19 protein-coding genes are annotated in these 23,306 nt (G+C 43.5%); 11 read left to right on the top strand and 8 right to left on the bottom strand.

Annotated elements, in window-relative coordinates; all coding sequences use genetic code 11:
• Positions 1-4: 4 nt before the first annotated feature.
• The 7 genes from IDJ77_RS00570 to spt form a co-directional block, all read right to left on the bottom strand.
• On the bottom strand, positions 5-610 hold the full coding sequence (locus IDJ77_RS00570; RefSeq protein WP_191186976.1) for a DUF4833 domain-containing protein: 606 nt from the start codon (positions 608-610) through the stop codon (positions 5-7).
• Positions 603-1,319 (bottom strand): CDP-alcohol phosphatidyltransferase family protein, encoded by a 717-nt coding sequence (locus IDJ77_RS00565; protein ID WP_191186975.1) that lies wholly within the window; start codon positions 1,317-1,319, stop codon positions 603-605. Before IDJ77_RS00565 ends, IDJ77_RS00570 begins: the two co-directional genes overlap by 8 nt.
• Before the next feature lie 34 nt (positions 1,320-1,353).
• On the bottom strand, positions 1,354-3,903 hold the full coding sequence (locus tag IDJ77_RS00560) for a DUF5686 and carboxypeptidase-like regulatory domain-containing protein (protein WP_191186974.1): 2,550 nt from the start codon (positions 3,901-3,903) through the stop codon (positions 1,354-1,356).
• 380 nt (positions 3,904-4,283) lie between these two features.
• Positions 4,284-5,606: an inositol-3-phosphate synthase gene (locus tag IDJ77_RS00555; RefSeq protein WP_191186973.1), complete on the bottom strand. Its 1,323-nt coding sequence runs from the start codon at positions 5,604-5,606 to the stop codon at positions 4,284-4,286.
• Between the two features lie 102 nt (positions 5,607-5,708).
• Positions 5,709-6,692 (bottom strand): NAD-dependent epimerase/dehydratase family protein, encoded by a 984-nt coding sequence (locus IDJ77_RS00550; protein ID WP_191186972.1) that lies wholly within the window; start codon positions 6,690-6,692, stop codon positions 5,709-5,711.
• Positions 6,689-7,807 carry a hypothetical protein gene (locus IDJ77_RS00545; RefSeq protein WP_191186971.1) on the bottom strand — a complete coding sequence of 373 codons (1,119 nt, stop codon included), beginning with the start codon at positions 7,805-7,807 and terminating at the stop codon, positions 6,689-6,691. The genes IDJ77_RS00550 and IDJ77_RS00545 overlap by 4 nt, the downstream gene beginning before the upstream one ends.
• Positions 7,808-7,907: 100 nt before the next feature.
• Entirely contained in the window at positions 7,908-9,110 is a 1,203-nt protein-coding gene (spt, locus tag IDJ77_RS00540; protein WP_191186970.1) for a serine palmitoyltransferase, read from the bottom strand.
• Positions 9,111-9,449: 339 nt separating this feature from the next.
• Here spt and IDJ77_RS00535 point away from each other — a divergent pair, with 339 nt between their 5' ends.
• From IDJ77_RS00535 to IDJ77_RS00520, 4 genes are all read left to right on the top strand, one after another.
• Positions 9,450-10,784 carry a TolC family protein gene (locus IDJ77_RS00535; protein WP_191186969.1) on the top strand — a complete coding sequence of 445 codons (1,335 nt, stop codon included), beginning with the start codon at positions 9,450-9,452 and terminating at the stop codon, positions 10,782-10,784.
• 8 nt (positions 10,785-10,792) lie between these two features.
• Positions 10,793-11,983 (top strand): efflux RND transporter periplasmic adaptor subunit, encoded by a 1,191-nt coding sequence (locus IDJ77_RS00530; protein WP_191186968.1) that lies wholly within the window; start codon positions 10,793-10,795, stop codon positions 11,981-11,983.
• A 55-nt stretch (positions 11,984-12,038) separates the two neighbouring features.
• On the top strand, positions 12,039-15,218 hold the full coding sequence (locus tag IDJ77_RS00525; protein ID WP_191186967.1) for an efflux RND transporter permease subunit: 3,180 nt from the start codon (positions 12,039-12,041) through the stop codon (positions 15,216-15,218).
• A 371-nt stretch (positions 15,219-15,589) separates the two neighbouring features.
• Positions 15,590-16,126 (top strand): hypothetical protein, encoded by a 537-nt coding sequence (locus tag IDJ77_RS00520; RefSeq protein ID WP_191186966.1) that lies wholly within the window; start codon positions 15,590-15,592, stop codon positions 16,124-16,126.
• 150 nt (positions 16,127-16,276) lie between these two features.
• Here IDJ77_RS00520 and IDJ77_RS00515 read toward each other — a convergent pair whose 3' ends face one another.
• Positions 16,277-17,470, bottom strand: a complete 1,194-nt coding sequence (locus tag IDJ77_RS00515) for a pyridoxal phosphate-dependent aminotransferase (RefSeq protein WP_191186965.1) — start codon at positions 17,468-17,470, stop codon at positions 16,277-16,279.
• A 128-nt stretch (positions 17,471-17,598) separates the two neighbouring features.
• Here IDJ77_RS00515 and IDJ77_RS00510 point away from each other — a divergent pair, with 128 nt between their 5' ends.
• From IDJ77_RS00510 to IDJ77_RS00480, 7 genes are all read left to right on the top strand, one after another.
• Positions 17,599-17,967, top strand: a complete 369-nt coding sequence (locus IDJ77_RS00510) for a hypothetical protein (protein ID WP_191186964.1) — start codon at positions 17,599-17,601, stop codon at positions 17,965-17,967.
• A 322-nt stretch (positions 17,968-18,289) separates the two neighbouring features.
• Positions 18,290-19,267 carry a cation diffusion facilitator family transporter gene (locus IDJ77_RS00505; protein ID WP_191186963.1) on the top strand — a complete coding sequence of 326 codons (978 nt, stop codon included), beginning with the start codon at positions 18,290-18,292 and terminating at the stop codon, positions 19,265-19,267.
• Positions 19,257-19,706, top strand: coding sequence for an NUDIX domain-containing protein (locus tag IDJ77_RS00500; protein ID WP_191186962.1), 450 nt, complete (start codon positions 19,257-19,259; stop codon positions 19,704-19,706). The genes IDJ77_RS00505 and IDJ77_RS00500 overlap by 11 nt, the downstream gene beginning before the upstream one ends.
• Positions 19,703-20,968, top strand: coding sequence for an adenosylmethionine--8-amino-7-oxononanoate transaminase (bioA, locus tag IDJ77_RS00495; protein WP_191186961.1), 1,266 nt, complete (start codon positions 19,703-19,705; stop codon positions 20,966-20,968). Before IDJ77_RS00500 ends, bioA begins: the two co-directional genes overlap by 4 nt.
• 3 nt (positions 20,969-20,971) lie before the next feature.
• A complete protein-coding gene (locus tag IDJ77_RS00490) occupies positions 20,972-21,577 on the top strand; it encodes a hypothetical protein (RefSeq protein ID WP_191186960.1) in 606 nt (201 codons plus the stop codon).
• Positions 21,578-21,704: 127 nt separating this feature from the next.
• Positions 21,705-22,286 carry a Crp/Fnr family transcriptional regulator gene (locus IDJ77_RS00485; protein ID WP_191186959.1) on the top strand — a complete coding sequence of 194 codons (582 nt, stop codon included), beginning with the start codon at positions 21,705-21,707 and terminating at the stop codon, positions 22,284-22,286.
• Between the two features lie 134 nt (positions 22,287-22,420).
• A complete protein-coding gene (locus tag IDJ77_RS00480) occupies positions 22,421-23,260 on the top strand; it encodes an MBL fold metallo-hydrolase (RefSeq protein ID WP_224750915.1) in 840 nt (279 codons plus the stop codon).
• Positions 23,261-23,306: the final 46 nt, after the last annotated feature.

Below are 23,306 nucleotides of genomic sequence, written 5' to 3'. Positions count from 1 at the left end.
AAACTCAGGGTTTAAACCGTTCTGTAAATTCTTTTCCTGTTGCCGGGTCTGTTCCTTTCATTTCCACATGCACAATATTTGGCAACCAAAAAGAACCTCCCTCTATTTTAATAAATATACTCCGCAACGCCATTAATTTTTGCGATACAGTTGCGAAGATATGATATTTTCCGTCAGCCGCCTTCATCAGGGTGAGCGGAAATTTTTTGTATGACACAAATCTGATATCATACTTATCATTCCCCAGCGATTTTTGGCTTAAACCATATGCGAATTTTCGTTGAATATAATTTAACTCCTCTTTTTGCCCTTTTTCGTTATACCGTATCCAATAAACGTGCATAGGGTCATCGGTATCGGGCTTGCCGGTATCCTTGTCAATGTTTAGCTCGTACATCAGCGTAGCCGTATTAGTGGTACGCTGCAGGTAAAACATAGTGTTGGCATTGGCCGGTGGCACCGGAAATACTGAGGCATCAACCGGTCTCCTGCGGGCAGAATCGTTAACACTCAAATGTACGCCATGGGTTACCACCGCTTTTACCGGCAATGCAAAAATAATAAATGTCAATAAAATTAACGGAAACCTAAGCGAAGAAGTATTATTCATGATCATTTTCTGACAGTGCTTTCTTGGCATCTACCAGTCGCTTAAATGCTGTTAAGTTTGTTAATACCGCAAGTATAGCGATAGGGAAGGTGAAGATAGACATGGTTTCGAAGACATGGAAGCGGATGCCCGGGATCCACAATTTGTAATCGCCGCCTATGTAGTTTGATGCCACGCCACAGGCAATAGCAAAAACCGCTATGGTGATCACACGCTCTGGCCTTTGCATTAAGCCGCCTTTACATTCCACACCAAGGCCTTCGGCACGGGCGCGTACGTAGCTTACCATCATAGAGCCTATAAGGGCTATAAAAGCAAATATTGAGCTTAAGAAATAGTGGTGGGCCACCAGGTAGTAACAAATGCCAAGGAACATAATGAGTTCGCTATAACGATCGAGCACGGAATCATACAGGGCGCCAAAAACCGATTTCATGTTACCTAAGCGAGCCACCTGGCCGTCGAGCATATCAAACAGGCCAGCAAACAAAATCAGGCCACCTGCCCAGCCAATGTAAGTAAGGTCGGCACGGTCGCCGTCTTCACCGCCGATAATAAATATGGCAGCTACGCCTACGTTTAAAACAAAGCCGATAGAAGTAACGGCATTTGGGGTTAAGCCAAGCTTTATCAGCAGCTTAACAAACGGATCAATGATTTTATATATACCAAGCTGTAAACTTGTACGTATTGATGTTTGCTGTTCCATTATAAAATAAAAATAAATAAAATCCTACAAATAATTAAAAATCGAACTTAATTTTAACCCTCACGCCAAAAGGCGCAATGTCCGGATGGTTTAAGTATGATAAGCGTTTAACAAAGTCAACCCTTACAAACTTGAAAATGTTTTCTACACCAACACTTGCTTCCATATAAGGCTTGTTACCGAGCGCATAAGTGATAGGCAGGCCCTTACTATCTACAGGGAACTGGTACACCGATGAACTAAGTGCCGGATTATTCTGGTCGGCTAAGCCCCCGTAAAGTGCTTTAAATGAAGCTGTTTCGCGCCATTTTAGTTTTTTTAACAAAGGCACTTTATTAAAAAAGAAACCGCCGAAGTGCTGGTCGATGTTAACGCTGGCGTACTTATCGCTCACAAACTCTAAAAAGTTCATTAAGTTATAAGAGTCGATCACATAGGCATAGGTTTGGTTCGCGCGATGGATATCCAGCAATGGATAAGGCACCTGCCCAAAAATACGCCCGCCCTCTACCGTAACATCGGAGAAACCTAAGGGTGCTATGTAAAAGCGTTTATCAAAACGCGCGCGGATCTTCTGATAGTTATATTGCCCGCCCAATACGTTTTTCAAGCCGGCTGTGAAATCTAACGACAGGATAGGGTACTTGTTGATGATTGGGACACGGAACAATTTACCCTGGTAAAACTGCTCGTTTGGCGCATACCTGATGCCGGCTGAAAGTTCGGTAGTGGTTAAGTTGTTAAAAATATTGCTTGGCCCGTTCACAAAAGGATATAGAGATCCTGCAGGTGTTTGCACCCATTTTCGCCCGCCAAAATTAAACGACAGGTGGTTCTCCAGCTCGTGTACGTAATCTATCTTATACTGGTCGGTATACAGATACTTATCGCTGGTGCCGCGTTTAAACGATAGCAATATATTGTCTTCTGAGATGAATTGCAGCTCCTGCCCGGGTATTTTGGTATCGCGCTGGAAGCTTGCACGGATAAAATTCTGCGGGAACTTGTAAACGCTTTTGGCATTTAACGAGTAGGTACCGCTGAAGAAATATTTCCACTTTTCATCCTTAAAACCATAGGCGCCATAGGTTTCAAAAAACCAGCGCTTGCTAAAATCTACCGTGGTACGACCGCCGACCCGCAACCTTAAACCTTCAACAGGGTTAAAGCTGTAAAAAGTACTGGCCGGGCCAACCTCAAACTTACCAAAGCCTTTATAGCCGGCAAGTAACAGGGTAACCAAGTCTGCCGTACGCCTGAATGAGGCCATGTGCGTAAGGCTGTCGATATTTTTATAAACCTTAGATTCGGCCATGGTAAGCGTATCCAGGCGATTCTCCGCCCAAAACTGTTCGCTTCGGTGCTTTACCTCGTCGTCTTCTAAATTAATATCGGGTGCGTATAAAATATCCGGCTGTGCTTTGTTTACCACATAGTTTTTGTAGGTAAGGGTACGGATGCCAAATAGCCCGCCCTTTCGCTTGGCAGTCACCCCAAAATCGGCATAGGTATTACTTTTGCTGAGGTGGTAGCGCCCATCGGGGTTCAGCTCAAAACTCTGGTCAACGTGCATCATGCGCACAAAATTTACGTTGATGTTTTTGTTGATGGTGAGCCCCGCTTGCTGTACGGCGTAGTTACCATCCAAAGTGATGTATATATCGCCTTCAAAAAGCACATCGTTGGTGTTGCGCGGCGTAAAGCTTAGCCTAACCAGTTTTGTGTTATTTTCGGTAGTGATGGTATCTGTAATAAAAAACTTATAATAGGTAGGGGCGGCATCAGCAATAGGGCTTAAAAACTGGCGGCCCAGCAGGTAAATGCTGTTGGTGTAAATATCCACCTTTTCGTAAAGGTGTTTAAAGTACTGGCCAACACCTTCGTTATCAACCGCGGCACCAAAGTTAACACCCTTTTCGCCAAGCACAACCACTTTGGTTTTCTCGGGGTTTTTGCGGTAATATACCTGCGATAGTTTTTCAACCAGATAAATTGGCAATAACGACTTGCCGGCATAACTGGTACTATCCCTGTTCTCGAAAATGAACTTATACTTACGGAAAAACTTCTTCTCGGATATTTTATCAGATAAGTTGCTGAGCGAGAACTGCATTTTATCGTACTCCTTGTACTCTACGTAATCGTAGGCCTCGGGGCGGTTCTTCTCTTTATTCGCTATAACCTTGCGGATCAGTTCTACCGCGGGGTTTTCTTTATTAGTGTATTTTGCCCGTTTGGCGGCTTGTATAGTAACCTCGTTAAGCTGCTTGGCCGATGGGAATAGCTTTATATTGAGTACCTGCTCTTTGCCCGGGGTTACCGTTACTACAGCATCTTTATAACCCAGGTAAGTGATCTTTAGCTGCGTATAAGGCTTGGCCGAACGGAGGAGGTATTGCCCATCATCATTAGTGTTGGTGCCAATGGTGCTACCGGTGAAGCTCACGGTTACAAACGATAGCGGCTTTTTTGTGCCGGCATCGGTAACAACACCGCTAACTACCGTGTTTTGGGCAGCTAAGGTTGTGCTTACAAATAGAAATGCAATAAAAATGAAACGCTTAAAAGTGTCTTTACAATTCATTTGTAAACTATACGGTTGCTCAAAATACAATGGCCAAAGGTAAAAAAAATTCCTTACAGACTATTGTGGTCAAAAAGTCAAATATCAATATTAAAAGTGCTGAACCCCCAGGCCATTGCAAACTTTACCCTTGCACAAGGCGCAGGTTAATTTGGTATCAGACCAATTTATACCAATCTACAATATCAGGTAAATAGATGGCTAAGGCTTAATAATGTTACTATATACGTAGAATATACTACTAATAGTGTTGCAATGCTAACAAATAATCGGGGGGTGGTGATCATTTATTACTTGCCAATACTAAGCTGCAATAAAAATAAAACAAAAAAACAGGTTAAGCAAATTGCCTAACCTGTTTTTTAAAGGATATAATGATGTTATGCTTCGGCAAACATATCGTCGTAATAATCAAGGCCCAGGTGCGTGATCAGGTCTTCGCCCATTAAGTAACGCAGGGTGTTCTCCAGCTTAATTAATTGTTTAAAGATGTCGTTCTCGGCGTGTAAGCCCGGCGCAGTTTGCGGCGATTTTAAGTAGAACGATAACCACTCCTGTATACCGCTCATGTTGGCGCGTTTTGCCATATCGCTAAATAAAGCAAGGTCTAAAGCGATAGGTGCTGCCAAAATAGAGTCGCGGCAAAGGAAGTTGATCTTGATCTGCATTTTGTAGCCTAACCAGCCAAAAATGTCGATGTTATCCCAGCTTTCTTTGTTATCGCCATGCGGAGGGTAGTAATTGATACGAATCTTGTGGAAGATCTCACCGTAAAGCTCAGGGTTATCTTCAGGGCGAAGGATATCTTCCAACACACCTAATTTAGATACTTCCTTAGTTTTAAAGTTATCCGGATCGTCTAATACCAAACCATCGCGGTTACCCAAAATGTTGGTAGAGAACCAGCCATGTACACCTAAGCTACGTGCTGCAAGGCCTGGTGCCAATACAGTTTTCATTAAGGTTTGGCCTGTTTTAAAATCTTTACCGGCGATAGGCGTTTGGGTTAATTTAGCCAGCTCTATCATCGCAGGGATATCAACGGTTAAGTTAGGGGCACCGTTAGAGAATGGTACACCAAGTTTTAAAGCCGCGTAAGCGTAGATCATGCTTGGCGCAATGCGTTTATCGTCGTCTATCAAAGCCTGCTCAAATGCAGCTAAAGTTTCGTGGATCTCAGATCCTTCAAAGTAAACCTCGGTACTGCCGCACCATACTAAAACTACACGGTCGCAGCCATTTTCTGCCTGGAAGTTTTTGATATCGTCCATCACCTGCTGTGCAAGCTCATAACGGGTACCGGTTTTTACATAAGTACCATCAAGGTTTTTAGCATAGTTTTTATCGAACGCGGCTTTCATAGGCTTAATAGCTTGTAAACCTTCTTTTACCTGATTCAATAACGATTCTTCCAATACCTTGGCGTTCATGGCCGATTCGTAAACGTTGTCTTCGTATAAATCCCAACCACCAAAAACGATATCCTCAAGCTTAGCCAAAGGCACAAAATCTTTAATTTTTGGGTGGCGGTTCTCAGTTCTTTTTCCTAAACGGATGCTTCCCATTTGTGTTAATGAGCCCACTGGCTGAGAAATGCCTTTTTTTACGGCTTCAACGCCGGCAATAAGAGTTGTAGCTACCGCACCTAAACCCGGAATTAAAATTCCAAGTTTACCCGTAGCCGGTTTAATGTTAATTTTCATTTGAATTGTTTGTTTAAAAATCGGTAATGAATGATCACGAGCTTTGTGTTAAGCGAGAACTCCTGACGCTTCATTGTTGTTTACTAAAATATAAATAGAGGCTTACAGCCATTTATTTTCTTTGTACCAGGCAAGGCTTTCGGTTAAGCCTGCATGTAGGTTATAACGGGGATAAAACCCCAACTCGGCCCTGGCCTTCTCAATACTGCAATTCCAGTTTAGCGCCGTTAGTTCGTTTATCTTATCTGCACTTAGCGTCGCCGCCTTGCCGCGCAAAGAACTTATTTTTCCATTCACCGCCGCAACTATTTTTACAAAGTTTACAGGGAGATGAAATTTATAAGCGCGAATTTTTAATATTTCGGTGGTGATATCTGCCAGTTCGTAACGGCTGTAAAAATTACCATCAGTTATGTTATAGGTACTTTTGGCTGGCGCGAACAAAGCCTTTATGCTTGCCATTGCCACATCCTTAGCGTACACAAAACTAAGTTTTTGCTCAATATTACCAATATAGGGCTCGATGCCTTTTTTTACTATCTGTTTTATAAAAACAAAGATGCCTTTTTCGCGCGGGCCATAAATAGCAGTGGGCCGTAAAATGGTATAATTTAAAGCCGGTAGTGCTGCAATTTTTTGCTCGGCAACAAGCTTGCTTTTACCGTAAACACTAATAGGAGCAGGGGGCGTATGCTCGGTTATAATACCATTGGGTACTTTTAATGGGCCAACGGCCGCGATACTGCTGATAAACACGAACTTTTTTACGCCACAAACTTCGGCAGCCTGCGCCAGGTTTTGGGTAAACTTAACGTTTACAACACTAAATTCTTTTTGCGAACGAGCCATAGTTACACCGGCAGCATGTATGATATAGTCATACCGCTTTTCCTGTATCTCCTGTGTTAATGATGCTACATCATTAAATTTGAGATTGGTGTATTGGATATTAAGGTTCTTCAAATGGCCGATGTCGCTGTTTTTTCTTACTGCGGCGTATACTTCTAAATTGTTATTAAGCGCTTCTAAAATAATATGATACCCCACAAATCCACTCGCACCGGTTATTAAAACCCGTTCCTTCATATTGCTTTTTCGTATATTCTATATGTTTTGTACTGGTCGCCGCCAATGGCCTCGATAGCACGGTTTACCATATCGTTTTTTTCCAGCGTCCATGATGCTTCGGCATATTTTAAGCCTTTGCGCCTGTACTCTTTTATAATGCTGCCGTAAAGGCAAGCTTCGATACCCATTTTGCGGTACCCATCAATTACACCTAAAAGCATAATACGGATACCATCTACTTTGCCTTTGTTCAGCAATAGTTTAAATATACCGGTGGGCAACAAGCGGCCTTTTTTAATGGTTTTTAATATCTGGTTAATATCGGGTATGGCAACGCCAAAACCTACTATTTTGCCATCCTGCTCGGCAACCAGCGCAAAATCCGGATCGAGGATCATTTTCAGATCTTTGGCGGTATAGTCAAATTCATCGTTGGTCATCGGGAAGAAACCGAGGTTTTTATCCCATGCCTTGTTATATACTTCGCGCAGCGCATCAGCTTCTGCCTTAAAGTTCTTCAGGTTTATCTTACGGATGGTGATACCACTGTTACGCGTTAAACGCTCCTGCAACCTATCCAGCATCTGCAACGATTTGTCGTTATAGTTTTGCCCATCCCAGTGCCATGCAAGCAGGTCGGTTTGCTTTTTTAAACCGTAGTTCTCCAGCAGGGTGATGTAGTACTCCGGGTTATAGGTCATCATCACCACCGGTGAGCTGTCAAAACCTTTTACAAGCAATCCACAGGTTTCGTTGGTGGATGGATTTACCGGACCGGTTAGCGTTTCGGCACCTTTTTCCTTCAGCCATTTTACCGCAGTATCTAATAAGAGGTTTGCAGTTTCCTGGTCGTTTATACATTCAAAAAATCCAAAAAAACCATCGTTGGTGTTGTTGAATTTATTGTGGTTGTTATTTTGTATAGCAGCTATACGCCCCACTATCTTATCACCATCGTAAGCCAAAAAAGTTTGCAGCGACGAATGCTTATGAAAGGGGTGGGTTGTTAAAATATCTCTTTGAGCAATGAATAATTCCGGTACATACAGTGGATCGTTCTTATACAATTCGTGCGGGAAATCAATAAAAGATGCGAGTTCTTTTTTTGAGCTTACCGAAACTATTTTCTTCATTTTTAGAGGGCTTAAAAATAAATGCCGATTCAAATGCTGTGGGCAAATGGATCGGCGTTAAGTTATTATAATGGTGATTATGTTTTCTTATTAATGGTAGTTATGCCAGTTTTTTTAGTGGCACGCCTACTTCTTTAAATGCAGCTGTCAGTTTTTCTACCGCCTCATCAATTTGCTCAAATGTGTGAGTAGCCATTAATGAGAAGCGCAGTAAGGATGAATCTGAAGGTACTGCAGGTGATACAACCGGGTTTACAAATATACCGGCGTTTTGCAGGTAATTGGTAACCATAAAGGTTTTATCATTGTCGCGTATATAGATAGGTAATATTGGGCTTTCTGTTGCACCAAGGTCAAACCCTTCGTCTGTTAATAATTTAACAGCATAGTTGGTGTTATCCCAAAGTTTTTGAATTCTTTCCGGTTCCGATTCGATGATATCTAAAGCAGCAATTACGCTGGCTACCGAACCCGGTGTCATACTCGCGCTGAACATTAAAGAGCGTGCGCGGTGTTTGATATAATCAATGGTTTCGTAATCGGCAGCAATAAAACCGCCAAGGGAAGCCAGTGATTTACTAAATGTGCTCATAATAAGGTCAACCTCGTTGGTTAAACCAAAATGCGAGGCGGTACCTGAACCATTTACGCCAATAACGCCTAAGCTATGGGCATCATCAACCATAATGTTTACGCCGTATTTATCAGCAAGCTGTACAATTTCGGGCAATTTAACAATATCGCCTTCCATGCTGAAGATACCGTCAACCACAATAACCTTTACCGCTTCTTCGGGCAATATCCTAAGCTTGCGCTCAAGGTCGGCCATATCGTTGTGGGCGTATTTAATTACTTTGGAGAATGATAAACGGGTACCATCGATGATGGAAGCATGGTCGTATTCGTCTAATATTAAATAATCGTTACGGCCGGTGATGCAGGATAGCACCCCCAAATTAACCTGGAAACCGGTGCTAAACAAAACAGCAGCTTCTTTACCAACATAAGCGGCCAAACGGTTCTCTAATTCGATATGGATATCAAGCGTACCGTTCAAAAACCTTGAACCGGCGCAACCCGAACCATACTTATCAATAGCCTTTTTTGAAGCTTCTTTAATTTTAGGATGGTTGGTAAGCCCCAGGTAGGAGTTAGAACCAAACATCAAAACACGCTTATTATTTATTATAACCTCGGTATCCTGGCCGCTTTCAATCGGCCTGAAAAACGGATACAGTCCCTGTGCCCGGATCATATTGGCATCCTGGAACTGGGCAATCTTATCGTGTAACTTTTTAACCATTTATTAACACTTCTTAAATTTTTTGTAAAAATACCATGAATATGCTTATCTCTTGCATTAGAAATGTAAATTTTTTCACACTATCTTAATACAACACAATTTACAATCATAAGGCAAATTAATTAAAATTTTATTTAAACAAAGGCAAGATTTTAAAATTTGTAATAAAAAACATAAAAATAGTGCCGGTAGTACAAGAATTATCTGAATTGCGTAAAATTCCTGTTGCTCATTTTTAATTCTTTCAGTAAAATATCATCTTCGCATACCCCTACTGAAAATTTAAAAAACTAAGCCACCTTTTCCTTAGTTTCGTTTTTAATATCGCACACAATCCTTATGAAAAAACTCCGCGGTTTATATATCACTAATATAGTACTTTTTTTCCCGGTAATCCTATTCGCGCAAACATCTTCTGATACCGTTGCTGCAAGCTTTACTTTAAAGCAAAGTGTCAACTTCGCTTTAAAAAATCAACCGCTGTTAAAGCAGGCTTATATTGATGAGCAAATAAACGAACGTGATGTTAATATCGGGCTTTCTGCCTGGTTGCCGCAGATCAACAGCACCAATAGTATACAGCATTATTTTCAGCGACCAACCGGTGCGGCCGCGGGTGCAGGTGGTGCGCAAAATTTTGCCATCGCGCATAATGTATCAACTCTTGGTGTTACAGCCAGCCAGGCCTTATATAATAATGATGTCGTACTGGCGTCGAAAGCATCCAAATATTCGAGGCAATATTATAAGCAGAACACCGAAAGCAGCAAGATAGACCTGGCATCGGATGTAAGCAAAGCGTTTTACGATGTATTGCTATCGCAACGCCAGCTGGATATTATAAACGAAGATATTGTAAGGCTGCGCCGTAGTTTAAAGGATGCCACCGCCCGTTACCAGGCTGGTGTGGTTGATAAAACGGATTATAAACAGGCCACCATATCGTTAAACAACGCTTTAGCATCGTACAAACAAACACAAGAAGCTATAAAAAGTAAAACCGCATACCTTAAACAGGTGATGGGTTATAATCCCGATAGAAGGATAATACTTGCTTATGATTCTGCCGCCCTGCAAACCGAAGCAGGCATCGATACCAATGAGATCATCAACTATAATAACCGTATTGAGTTTCGCCTGCTGGAGACCACTAAGAATCTGCGCAACCTGAATGTATCTTACTATAAATGGGGCTTTTTGCCGTCGTTATCTGCAACGGCAGGGTACAGTCTTGCTTACTTTAACGATACCTTTAGCAAGCTCTATAACACCGGGTACCCTACATCCTATATAGGGCTTGGTTTAACCTTCCCGATATTTACCGGTACAAAACGTTTGCAAAACCTGGCTAAGGCCCGCCTGCAGGTGCAACGTATAGACCTGGATATTGAGAACACCCGAAACGCCATTAATACCGAATATACACAGGCGTTGGCCAGCTATAAAAGTAATTATACCAACTGGCAATACCTCAGCGAGAACGTGACGCTTGCAAAGGATGTATATAAGGTTGTTGATCTGCAGTACCGCGAGGGTATCAAAACCTACCTGGATGTGATTGTATCACAAGCCGACCTGCGCACCGCCGAACTCAATTATTATAACGCGTTATTCCAACTATTATCAAGCAAAATAGACCTGCAACGTGCTTTAGGCACTTTAAGGGCCGAATAAATAAGAATATGAAGAACATATATATCCCCTTTATCGCTGTGGCAGGCAGCTTACTCCTTGCTGCATGTAATGGTACCGGTAACAAAGGCGCAGGAGCGGCAGCACCGCCGGCAACGCCAGTAAACGTAATAGAAGCCCAGCAATCCGAAGCTTTATATTATGATAAATACCAGGGCATTGTAGTATCGTTAAATTCGGTAGAACTGCGCAGCCAGGTAGGCGGTTTTATAACCGGCATATTTTTTAAAGAAGGCGATGTGGTAACCAAGGGCGCGCCATTATATGAGATAGACCGCCGTAAATATGTAGCCGCATACGAGCAGGCAAAGGCTAATGTAACAAGCGCTAAAGCCAACTTAAGCAAGGCTCAAAAAGATATCGACCGCTATAATATGCTGCTGAAGAATGATGCAGTGGCCCGCCAAACGGTAGACCAGGCCACCGCCGCGTTCGAAACCGCGCAGAGCCAGGTTGCTGTAGCGCAGGCAGGTTTATCATCTGCCGCTACTGATCTTTCTTATGCTACTATACGTGCGCCGTTTACCGGCCGCATTGGTATATCGCAGGTAAAACTGGGTGCGCAGGTTACGCCGGGCACTACCTTATTAAACACCATATCAACCGGCAACCCCATAGGGGTGGATGTGGTGATAAACGAGCAGGATATCAACCGGTTTTACAAATTGCAGCAACACAGTGCCGATACCACTTTTAAGTTACAATTATCGGATGGTACAACCTACGATAAAAACGGTAAGGTGTTCGCGATAGATCGTGGCGTTAATAACCAAACCGGTAGTATTAAGGTAAGGATCCAGTTTGATAACCAAAAAGATGTACTGAAGGATGGCATGAGCTGCGTGTTGCAGGTGCTTAACGATAACTCGGGCGAACGCGTGCAGATACCGTATAAAGCTATTACCGAGCAAATGGGCGAATTCTTTGTATTTACCACAAGAGATACCACTATAAAGGATACCGCCGAAGATAAAACCATAAAAGACAGGCGCGATACTATTGCACGCCAGCAAAAAGTAAAATTAGGCCCACGTATTCAAAGCAACGTTGTGGTGATGGAGGGTTTGAAAGTTGGTGATAAGGTGATCATCGAAGGTTTCCAGCGTTTAAGAGATGGTGGCAAGGTAACTTTAGGTCCGCCGGCAGGTGCACCAGGCGCGGCTCCTAAAAAAGCCAACTAATACTTAAAGCAAATAAGGGAGCAGATCCCGATTTTTTAAGCTAAAGAAATACAGAATGATCGCAGATGTTTTTATAAAACGCCCCGTAACCGCCATTGTTATATCATTGGTGATCGTAATAGTGGGCATCCTCTCGATGATGAGTTTGCCGATAGGGCAGTACCCCGAAATTACCCCGCCAACCGTGCAGGTAACCGGCAACTATATTGGTGCCGACGCATTAACCGTAGAACAAACCGTTGCTACCCCTGTTGAAGTACAGGTGAACGGTACCCCGGGTATGACCTACCTGCAAAGTAACAGCACAGGCAACGGCGCCATGAGCATGACCGTTAATTTTGAAGTAGGTACCGATATTAATAATGCCGCGCTTGATGTGCAAAACCGTGTAGGTATTGCGCAGCCAACCCTTCCGCAGGAAGTGCAGCGCCTTGGGTTAATTGTACGTAAACGTAACCCCAGTATATTGATGCTGGTGGCTATGTACTCGCCAAAAGGCAGCCACGACGTAACCTTTACCGATAACTACACCAACGTATTTATAAAGGATGCATTACTGCGTACCAAAGGCGTGGGCGACGTGTTTACCCGTGCCGATGATTTTAGTATGCGTATTTGGCTAAAGCCCGATAAACTGGCCGCGCTGAATATGACCGCCGCCGATGTTACCGCCGCCCTGCAGGAGCAAAACGCGCAGGTTGCAGCAGGTACCGTAGGCGCTACCCCGCAAATGAAGGGGCAAACCTTTGAGTACACCGTATTGGTAAAGGGCCGTTTAACCAACATATCCGAGTTTGAGAATATTGTGGTAAAAACACAGCCGGGCACAGGTTCGGTAGTACACCTTAAAGATATAGCAAGGGTAGAACTGGGTAAGTTTAACTACGCTGGTAACTCTTTTGTTGATGGTAAGCGCGCATCGTACCTGTTGATATACCAGGCGCCCGGCAGTAACGCCATCGAAACTGCGGATAACGTAGTTGCCACTATGACCGAGCTGAAAAAGTCCTTCCCCAAGGATATTGATTTCGTGGTTCCGTTTGAATCTGTTACGGTAGTAAAGGTATCGCTTAAAGAGGTAATAGAAACACTGGTTATAGCCCTTGTGCTGGTAATTATTGTAGTGTTTTTGTTCCTGCAAAACTGGCGTACAACGCTCATCCCTGTACTGGCGATCCCCGTATCTATTGTGGGTACGTTCATTTTCTTTATCCCCTTGGGCTTTACCATAAATACTTTAACGCTGTTTGGTTTTGTACTGGCGATAGGTATTGTAGTGGATGATGCCATTGTGGTGGTAGAGGCCGTACAGCATTATATGGATGAAAAGGGCATGACCCCGCAGGAAGCTACCAAGCACGCCATGAAAGATATCTCGGCCCCGGTTATAGCCATCGCGCTAATATTAGCGGCGGTGTTTGTGCCAGTGGGCTTTATACCGGGCATAGTAGGGCGGCTTTACCAGCAGTTTGCCATCACTATCGCCATATCGGTATTAATATCGGCTTTTGTGGCGTTATCGTTAACCCCGGCGCTTTGTACCATATTATTGCGCCCGCATAAGATCGACAAGAAATCCACCGGGCTAAACAAATTCTTCTTTGTGTTTAACCAATGGTTCGACAGGGTTACCGGGCGTTACCGCAATTCGGTAGACAGGGGGATCAAGCATTCTAAATTTGTTATCATCATACTGATATGTATTGTAGTTGGTACCATATTCCTCTTTAAAAATAAACCATCCGGCTTTATTCCTCTGGAGGATGAGGGCCGCGTGTATGTAACTTACGATCTGCCCGAGGGCTCGTCTACCGAACGCACGGTAGCGGTTTTACACGAGATGATGCATGTACTGGATAGCGTACCCGCCATTAACCACTACGCGGCATTAGGCGGATTGAACGCGGTAAACTTTGCTACAAAATCAAACAGCGCTACCATATTTGTGCAGTTAAAGCCATGGGAAAAGCGTGAAGAGAAAAAAGATCAGTTGCAGGGTGTTATTGCAACCATCACCCAAAAGCTGGCCAGGTTTAAAGAAGCCAACGTAGTGGTAATATCTCCGCCGGCGATACCGGGCTTGGGTAATACGGGTGGTTTCTCGTTCATTTTGCAGGAAAAAGAAGCAGGCGGCGATATCAAGAACTTCGAAAAGGTACTGAACACCTTTGTGAGCGCGGTTAATAAACGCCCGGAGATAGCCCGTGCGTTCTCGTTCTTTGGTGCACACACGCCGGCTTACCAACTAACTATCGACAGGGAAAAAGCAAAAAAATTGGGCGTACAGATCTCTGATGTGAACAATGCGCTGCAAACCTATATGGGTAGTTCCTATGTGAATGATTTTACTATTTACGGTCGTAACTTTAGGGTAGTAACTCAGGCCGATACAAACTATCGTACCAATATCCAAAACATTGGGCAGTATTTTGTGCGCAACTCATCGGGCGGCATGGTACCGCTTAGTACGCTTACATCCTATAAATTAATAGAGAACGCGCCTTTAATATCGCATTACAACCTTTTCCGCTCTGCGGAAATAAATGGTGCTACCAAACCCGGCTACAGCAGCGGCGATGCTATCAAAGCCCTGCAGGAAGTGGCAGCACAAACATTACCACAAGGTTATGGATACGAGTTTTCGGGCCTGAGCCGCGAGGAGTTATTATCCGGGTCAAAAACCATTTACATATTTGCCTTATCTATAGGCTTTGTGTTCCTGTTTTTGGCGGCTTTGTATGAGAGCTGGTCGGTACCATTCTCGGTACTGTTGGCTGTACCACTGGGTGCCTTTGGTGCTATTTTGTTCCTATTGTTCGATAAAAACTTAACAAACAACGTATACGCGCAAATAGGTTTGATAACGCTGATAGGATTGGCGGCCAAAAATGCCATCCTGATAGTAGAGTTTGCCAAAGAGCGTGTTGATAGGGGGATGGAACTTGAAAAAGCCACCCTGGAGGCGGTTAGGCTGCGTTTACGCCCAATTATCATGACATCGCTTGCCTTTATATTAGGTGTATTGCCGCTTTTGTTTGCATCTGGCGCAGGCGCCGAGGCACGTAAAACCATTGGTTTCACCGTATTTGGCGGGATGCTTACAGCAACATCGCTGGCCATATTTATTGTGCCGGTGTTGTTTTATATCATTACCAAGTTTGCATACGGTAAAAAGAAATTGGCCGAACTGGAGAAGAACTACAAACCCGATCCTGATTTAGACGCCGAAGTTTGATTTTAATAGGGCCTCTTGGAAAAGAGGCCTTATTTGTTTTTAAAATGCCCAAAAACAATTTGTGGCATGAAAAGCAGATGAAATTTTGACCCTTAAAAGTATAGTGTATACATAACACTATACAGTTATGTACGTTATCATACACATATTATTAACATTAAATTCATATCGACCGAGAGCGCGTAGGTGTGTTTTCATTATATGATTTGGCTGTAAATTGATTGATTATCAATTATTCACCTGCTGTTTTTTATCTTAAATATTGCTTTTACACCGTAGCTGTGTGTACACAAATACAAAAATTGGCACAATGGCAAAGTATTTGTTAAGGGGGATGTATCACAATAATAATTGTTTTAAAAAACACAACGATGAAAAAAATGACAACTTTAGTAGCGGCAGCGTTTACAGCAGCAGCTCTATTTTTAGGAACAAATGCTAATGCACAATCAACCCCAAAAAACGCTCTTCGTTTTGGTATAGGTGCAGAAGCTCTTTTACCAACAGGTAATTTGAAAAATGCATCAAACTTTGGTTTGGGTATTACTCCACGTTTACAATACGGCGTGGCTGATAATCTTGCTTTAACTTTAACTTCTGGTTTTTATAACTTTTTTGGTAAAGAACTAAGCGGCAGCCCAAGCGTTAAAGTTCCTGCTTACCAAATGGTACCTTTGAAATTAGGTGTAAAAGCGTTCGTTTCTCAAAACGTTTATTTGAGTGGTGAAGTAGGTGCTGGTTTCGAAACCAAGGAATACTACGGTAAAAATACCAAACTGATCGCTTCGCCGGGTATTGGCTGGGCTAACCAGTCATGGGATTTAGGTGCCCGTTACGAAAACTTTTCTGGCCAGAGCAATAGCTTCGGTACAATTGGTTTACGTGTAGCTTACGGCTTTGGTTTGTAACTACCACTACTAACAACCCTTAAAAAGAAAACCCGCTTTGCCATTGGCAAAGCGGGTTTTTTGTTGTCCGAACCACCATATTTACACGATTAATGATTTTCAGGATAGGATTGCAAAATCCATTCATCGTATAAATTGTATAAATCCCGGTTAAGACAGTTTTGCCAGCGCTTCTTTTATCCTTCTCACAGCCTCAATCAGTTTATCCTCGGCAGCTGCGTAAGAAATGCGGATAGATTTTTTATCGCCGAACGAATCGCCGCCTACAGTGGCAACGTGTGCCTCTTCCAGCAGGAAAATGCTCAGCTCGTCAGAATCGTTGATCACTTTACCGTTGAAGCTTTTACCGAAGAACGACGTTACATTCGGGAAAAAGTAGAACGCTCCTTCGGGCAGGTTAACGGTGATGCCCGGAATATCTTTTAATAAATTATAAACGATATCGCGGCGTTTTTGGAACTGCTCGCGCATCTGGTGAACGCTTTCCAGCCCGCCGGTGTAAGCAGCAACGCCCGCCTTTTGTGTGATAGAGCAGGTGCCCGAGGTGATCTGTCCCTGCAGTTTATCACATGCGGCGGCAATTTCGCTGTTAGATGCGGTGTAGCCAATTCTCCAGCCGGTCATGGCGAAAGCCTTGCTCCAACCGTTTACGATGATCACACGGTCTTTAATATATTCAAACTGGGCGATAGATTCGTGCCCGCCAATAAAGTTGATGTGTTCGTAGATCTCATCGCTCAGGATGTAGATCTCCGGATATTTAGCGAAAACTTTAGCCAAGCCTTCCAGTTCGGCTTTGCTGTAAACGCTGCCGGTTGGGTTACATGGCGAAGAGAACATGAACAATTTTGTTTTTGGCGTAATGGCCGCTTCTAATTGCTCGGGAGTGATCTTAAAGTTTTGCTCAACAGTAGTATCAATAAAAACGCTAACACCTTCGGCAAGCTTCACAATTTCTGAATAGGATACCCAGTATGGTGTAGGGATAATTACTTCTTCGCCGGGGTTTACCAAACAAAGTACAGCATTGGCAAGCGCCTGCTTAGCGCCGGTAGAAACCACAATTTGGGTGGCAGTATAATCAAGGTTGTTTTCGTTCTTTAGCTTGCCTACTACTGCCGCGCGCAGGTCGGGGTAACCGGCAACAGGGGTGTAATAGGTAAAATTCTTATCCATAGCTGTTTTAGCAGCTTCCTTAATATGCTCGGGCGTATGAAAATCAGGCTCGCCAAAGCTAAGGCTGATCACATCCACACCTTTAGCCGCCAGTTCGCGGCCCATTTTTGCCATTTTAATGGTCTGAGATTCCGACAGGTTGTTTATCCTGTTACTTAATGCGCTCATATTATTTGTGTTATTGCGCGGCAAATATAGAAAATTACTTTACGGATGGGGTGGTTGTGTTTAGATTTGACAATTTAGAATTTGTTAGATCTGGTAACATTCATAGAAATTCATTTAAATTGCTGCTGATGAAAAACCGAAGCACCGGCCTAAAGATTATAGCCTGCCTTGGAGCAGGTCTATTAGCCTGCATTGTTTTTTGGCCACGTTATTTTTGTGGGGAACTTGATTCGTCTCTAAAAGCAAGGATCAAGGAAGCTAATAAAAGATTTGGAGTATTTTTCGTTGCCGAGCCAACCCCATGTGAGTACAGTTATATAAACGTTAAACTCCAGCAAAAGTCGTATAAGTTATCGTTGTTAGATTCTTTACATTCAATGCTTTATAACAAAACAACACGAGAGGGATGGGCGGTGATTATGGTTTACGATGAAAACGGAGAATATGTAATCAGCCATTCACCAAATAGTAAGTTGTATAAACAGACTGGTGATTAATGCCAAATTACGAAGGCATGCAACGCAAGCAAGAGGAGAGCATGCCTGCGCTGTACTTATAGATAAAGATTATTATGGCGTTGCCTTCGGCCCGGGTTATCCGCTACAACTCCTCATTCCGCGCCGCTGATAGAAGCGCTGCTATATTCCGGGGTTTCCGCTACTACCCCTAACGCGGGAGAATTAAAAGTAGTTATTTTATATAGCTTCTGTTTAGCCCGGCAACATTCCCCCTAAACCATATTCCCACTCAATCGTTACAATTCTGAAAATGATGAGGCGAAATTTTGTTTAAGTTTGCCCTCTCGAAAAAAGCAGGGTTTTGAAGGAACACAAACGGATCGTTTTATTATCGCTTATTACCGGTGCTGTGCTCATGGTAATGAAGTTTGCCGCGTACTTTTTAACCAACTCCAATTTTGTACTTACTGATGCCGCCGAGAGTATTGTGAACGTTGTGGCAAGCAGTTTCGCGTTCTATAGTATTTACCTGGCCTCGCTTCCGCGCGATGAGAACCATCCCTACGGGCATGGCAAGGTGGAGTTCTTTTCGGTGTTTATTGAGGGGGCCCTGATTGGCATAGCCGGCGTTATCATCATCCTGAAATCTGTTTACAGCATCTTCAACCCCGAAGTAATTCGCGATTTGTTACGTGGTGCTATTATTATAGGCATTACCGGTGCCATAAATGGCTGCCTGGGTTACTACATGGTGCGGAAAGGTAAATCCCTGCCATCTATAACTATTGAAGCCGATGGTAAGCATTTGCTAACCGATATGGTTACCAGCGCCGGGCTGGTAGTGGGCTTGTTACTTATCCACTTTACCAAAATATTGTGGCTGGATAGCGTGTTATCCATATTGGTGGGCATCTATATATTATATACGGCATACAAACTGATCCGCCGCTCAGTTGCCGGGTTAATGGACGAAACGGATTTCATCATCGTAAGCGATGTGGTTAAACTGCTTGGAGAGAAGCGTCGCTATGAGTGGATCGATATCCATAATCTGCGAGCTCAGAAGTATGGTAACGAATTGCATATCGACTGTCACCTCACGTTGCCCAATTACTTCGACCTCAATAAGGTGCACGAAGAGGTAAAGCAAGTAGAGTGGTTAATTAACCGCGACGCGGGTATCCAAACAGAACTGTTTATTCATACAGACCCCTGCCTGCCTTTTTGCTGCCACTATTGCAGCATGCCCAACTGCCCGATAAGATCTGAAGCCAAGACAGAGGAGATAGAATGGACGATGGAGAAAGTGATGCGCAATAAAAAACACTATGAAGCTTAAGAATTTTTTTAACGTACGCGTTTACGGCCTGCTGATAAACGATAACAACGAGGTTTTAATAAGCGACGAGCAGGAGTACGGGATGCGCTTTACTAAATTCCCCGGCGGTGGGTTGGAATACGGCGAGGGGTTAACTGATGGCCTGAAACGCGAATTTGTAGAAGAATGCAATACCGAAGTAACGATCATCAGCCACTTTTATACCACCGATTTCTTCGTCAAGTCCGCCTTTAACGATTCGCAGATCATCAGCGTATATTACCTGGTGAAGAATATCACGCCGCTAAATTTTACCTGTAAAACAGCGGTATTTGATTTTGAAGGCGACGGGGATATCCTGCAATCATTCCGCTGGGTAAAATTGTCGGACTTAACCGCCGATACCTGCACCTTCCCGATAGACCAGTACGTTACAGATCTTTTAATAAAAACACTATGAGTTTGGTTGAGCGGGACCTCGCCGTTATCTGGCATCCCTATACACAAATGAAAACTGCGCAGCCGCCCATACCCATCGTTAGGGGAGAAGGCGCTTGCCTGTATGCCGAAGACGGTACCAAATACATCGATGCCATATCATCCTGGTGGGTGAATATCCACGGGCATTCGCACCCTTATATCGCGCAAAAGGTATCAGAACAACTGCATAAACTCGAGCATGCCATCTTTGCCGGGTTTACACACGAGGGTGCGGTGCAACTGGCCGAGCGCTTGCTGGCCATCCTGCCATCCAATCAAAAAAAAGCATTTTATACCGATGATGGTTCTACCGCGGTAGAAGCTGCCCTAAAAATGTGCCTGCAGTACTGGCACAACAAAGGTGAGCAGCGCACCAAAATACTGGCCTTTAATAATGCTTACCATGGCGATACCTTCGGGGCTATGTCGGTAAGTGGACGCAGTGCATTTACGGCTGCATTTGATAGCTTGCTGTTTGAAGTAGAGTTTATTGATTTGCCGAACGCGGAGAATCTTGAAGGCCTTAAGTCGAAAGTCTCAAGTCTTAAGTCGGAGATATCCTGCTTCATTTTCGAACCACTTGTACAAGGTTCAGCGGGAATGATCATGTATGCGGCAGAGCACTTGAATGAGTTGATGGCACATTGCCAGCAGGAAGGTATATTGCTGATAGCCGATGAGGTTTTTACCGGCTTTGGGCGCACCGGCAAAAACTTCGCCTGCGATCATGTGCAGGTACAGCCGGATATCATGTGCTTCTCTAAAGGGCTTACCGGCGGTACCATGGCGCTTGGCCTAACTACTTGTACGCAGCAAATTTATGATGCCTTCCTGTCGGATGATAGGATGAAAACGCTTTTTCACGGGCATTCTTATACCGCTAACCCGGTGGCCTGTGCTGCGGCTCTGGCCAGTCTCGATTTATTTTTGAACCCATCCACACAGCAAGATATTGATAGGATAGCCACCAAACACGCTGCCTTTGCTGAAACTATAAAAGGCCATAGCCGCATTAAAACCACCCGCCAAACAGGCACTATACTGGCCCTTGAATGGGAAACGGGCAGCGATACCTCTTACTTCAACGGTTTGCGCGATAAACTTTACCATTACTTTTTGGGCAAGGGCATTATTCTGCGGCCGCTTGGCAACGTTATTTACATTTTACCTCCGTATTGCATTAGCGATACCGAACTGGACTATATTTACAAAAGCATCGGGCAGGCGCTCGATGAGATCTAACTTATGCATCTAAACACTATTCTACCTAAAATTATAGCCAAGAACCGCTTACACGCTCGATGGCTCAATACCTTATCGCTGATGGAGAACACCGGCGCGCGCAAAATTTCTGCCAGTGAAGACCCCACAACGGTTACTTACATTATCCTGAAACATGCTGCCGAAGAGCATCGCCATGCTTTCTACCTCAAAAAACAAATAGAAAAAACAGGGATAGAGTGCCCAACCTATGCAGCCGAGTACCTGCTTGCTCCCGCTTTTAGCAAATATTACCTCAACCAACTGGATATTGATGTATGCCGTTACCTTAAATACGGCATGAACCTCAGTGGCCGTGAACTGCGCTTCGCCGCTTACTTATTGGTTACCTATGCCATAGAGGTACGTGCGGATGAATTATACCCCATTTATCAAAACGCGCTGGATGACGTGAACAGCAAAGTGAACGTAAAATCCATCATCCTGGAAGAGGAAGGGCACCTGGAAGAAATGATAAACCAGCTGCAGCAATTCTCGCCCGACTGGCAAGTACACGCCCAAAAAGCCGTAGAGATGGAAACCGCCTTATTTGCTAAATGGGTAGATAATTTGGCGGTGGAGATAGGGTAGGGTTTGTTTAATTATTTTGACATGCTTAGCCTAAAGTTTGCCTACATTGCTGTATGTAATGCTAAGTTTCTGACTTTGTAAATTTACCGCTTATTAGAAGTTGTTGATTAAACCAAGTATATTAAAAATGCTCAACCTTCTTAAGCAAAATATTGCCAAACATGTTGCTCTTTCCGACGGCGAATTGGATGAGTTTTGCCATTTGTTTCATATCAAAACCGTTAAAAAGAAAGAGTTTTTATTGAGGGAGGGTGAAGTTTGCAAATTCGAAGGATTTGTTGCAAAAGGCCTTTTTCGCTTATATCACGTCGACCAAAACGGCTTAGAGCAAGTACTTTATTTCGCTATGGAAAATTGGTGGATCACGGATATTGATAGTTTTACCAATGAAAAACCGTCGCAACTTTTTATAGAGGCGCTGGAAGATAGCGAAGTGCTTCTCATCTCCAAAAAGGATAAAGAGTTTGCCTATACAAACTTACCGAAAATAGAAAAGCTATTCAGGGTGATGACCCAAAAAACCCACGTTGCTTTACAGCGAAGAATGATAGATAATTTGGGTAAAACCGCAGACCAGCGCTACCTGGACTTTATCGGAAAATATCCCGAACTATACCAGCGTCTCTCTAATCTCCAGATAGCCGCTTATTTAGGTATCAGCCATGAATTCTTAAGTAAGATCAGGAAAAAAATAGTGGGTCACCAATAAAGTCTCCCGCATTTATTGAACTTGTTCAATCTTTTTGTGCATCGAACCTGAGCATCTTTGTCTCATCATTTATCTTAATAAAGATGAGGCAAATTATTTCGACCGTATTATTAACAACTTTAATTTTATTCAAAATGGATGTACAGGCACAAAGCTTCAAAGTTATTGAAGCAAACAATCTCAAGCTGGAAGTTTACAACGCAGCAGAAACCAGTTTTGGTGTTGCTTCGGTAATTGTATCCGGAAAAAACGATGCAGTTCTGATCGACGCGCAATTTACCCTCGCAGATGCTGAAAAAGTAGCCCGGGAAATTAAGAACTCCGGAAAAAAATTGACGGCAATTTATGTTTCTTACGGCGACCCCGATTTTTACTTCGGATTGGAGGTTTTTAAAAAGTACTTCCCGGAAGTTACTGCTTACGCCTCGCCCGCAACTGTAGAACATATTAAGGTAACGGCCCAAAAGAAATTAGATGTTTGGGGTGGGCAATTGGGTAATAAGGTCACCTCAAACGTTATATTACCACAGGTGTTAAAAGGTAACACTATTGAACTGGAAGGCCAGAAATTAGAAATCGTAGGTTTGGAGGAATTTCCGGCTAAAACTTTTGTTTGGATACCTTCCATTAAAGCAGTGGTAGGAGGCATCAGCGTATTTGGAACCACCTTCAACCTTTGGATGGCAGATGCGCAAACACCGGAGGCCCGTAAACAATGGATAGCGGTATTAGACAAAATCGAATCTCTGCAACCAACAATTGTAGTACCGGCTCATGCCAATTCGGTAAGCCCGTTTGACCTCAGTGCGGTAAAACATACAAAAAGCTACATTCAGTTCTATGAAGAAGCTTTGAAAACAAACAAAACTTCGGAAGCTCTTATTGCCGCTTTAAAAGCAAAATACCCTGCCCTTACTTTTGAGACTGCCTTACAAATTGGCGCTAAAGTAAACACAGGCGAAATGAAATGGTAAAATTGAATTTCTGTTAAACCAAGGCGATGCTGCTTGCGTTGCCTGC

Origin of the sequence: Mucilaginibacter pankratovii (assembly GCF_014773265.1) — a bacterium.
Lineage (GTDB): Bacteria > Bacteroidota > Bacteroidia > Sphingobacteriales > Sphingobacteriaceae > Mucilaginibacter > Mucilaginibacter pankratovii.
The sequence above is the reverse complement of the archived record's forward strand: the minus strand, read 5'-3'. Positions and strand labels throughout refer to the sequence as shown.

Excerpts from the sequence above, each read along its gene's own strand:
- IDJ77_RS00570 (WP_191186976.1), bottom strand. The coding sequence starts at position 610 with ATGAATAATACTTCTTCGCTTAGGTTTCCGTTAATTTTATTGACATTT.
- IDJ77_RS00565 (WP_191186975.1), bottom strand. The coding sequence starts at position 1,319 with ATGGAACAGCAAACATCAATACGTACAAGTTTACAGCTTGGTATATAT.
- IDJ77_RS00560 (WP_191186974.1), bottom strand. The coding sequence starts at position 3,903 with ATGAATTGTAAAGACACTTTTAAGCGTTTCATTTTTATTGCATTTCTA.
- IDJ77_RS00555 (WP_191186973.1), bottom strand. The coding sequence starts at position 5,606 with ATGAAAATTAACATTAAACCGGCTACGGGTAAACTTGGAATTTTAATT.
- IDJ77_RS00550 (WP_191186972.1), bottom strand. The coding sequence starts at position 6,692 with ATGAAGGAACGGGTTTTAATAACCGGTGCGAGTGGATTTGTGGGGTAT.
- IDJ77_RS00545 (WP_191186971.1), bottom strand. The coding sequence starts at position 7,807 with ATGAAGAAAATAGTTTCGGTAAGCTCAAAAAAAGAACTCGCATCTTTT.
- spt (WP_191186970.1), bottom strand. The coding sequence starts at position 9,110 with ATGGTTAAAAAGTTACACGATAAGATTGCCCAGTTCCAGGATGCCAAT.
- IDJ77_RS00535 (WP_191186969.1), top strand. The coding sequence starts at position 9,450 with ATGAAAAAACTCCGCGGTTTATATATCACTAATATAGTACTTTTTTTC.
- IDJ77_RS00530 (WP_191186968.1), top strand. The coding sequence starts at position 10,793 with ATGAAGAACATATATATCCCCTTTATCGCTGTGGCAGGCAGCTTACTC.
- IDJ77_RS00525 (WP_191186967.1), top strand. The coding sequence starts at position 12,039 with ATGATCGCAGATGTTTTTATAAAACGCCCCGTAACCGCCATTGTTATA.
- IDJ77_RS00520 (WP_191186966.1), top strand. The coding sequence starts at position 15,590 with ATGAAAAAAATGACAACTTTAGTAGCGGCAGCGTTTACAGCAGCAGCT.
- IDJ77_RS00515 (WP_191186965.1), bottom strand. The coding sequence starts at position 17,470 with ATGAGCGCATTAAGTAACAGGATAAACAACCTGTCGGAATCTCAGACC.
- IDJ77_RS00510 (WP_191186964.1), top strand. The coding sequence starts at position 17,599 with ATGAAAAACCGAAGCACCGGCCTAAAGATTATAGCCTGCCTTGGAGCA.
- IDJ77_RS00500 (WP_191186962.1), top strand. The coding sequence starts at position 19,257 with ATGAAGCTTAAGAATTTTTTTAACGTACGCGTTTACGGCCTGCTGATA.
- bioA (WP_191186961.1), top strand. The coding sequence starts at position 19,703 with ATGAGTTTGGTTGAGCGGGACCTCGCCGTTATCTGGCATCCCTATACA.
- IDJ77_RS00490 (WP_191186960.1), top strand. The coding sequence starts at position 20,972 with ATGCATCTAAACACTATTCTACCTAAAATTATAGCCAAGAACCGCTTA.
- IDJ77_RS00485 (WP_191186959.1), top strand. The coding sequence starts at position 21,705 with ATGCTCAACCTTCTTAAGCAAAATATTGCCAAACATGTTGCTCTTTCC.
- IDJ77_RS00480 (WP_224750915.1), top strand. The coding sequence starts at position 22,421 with ATGGATGTACAGGCACAAAGCTTCAAAGTTATTGAAGCAAACAATCTC.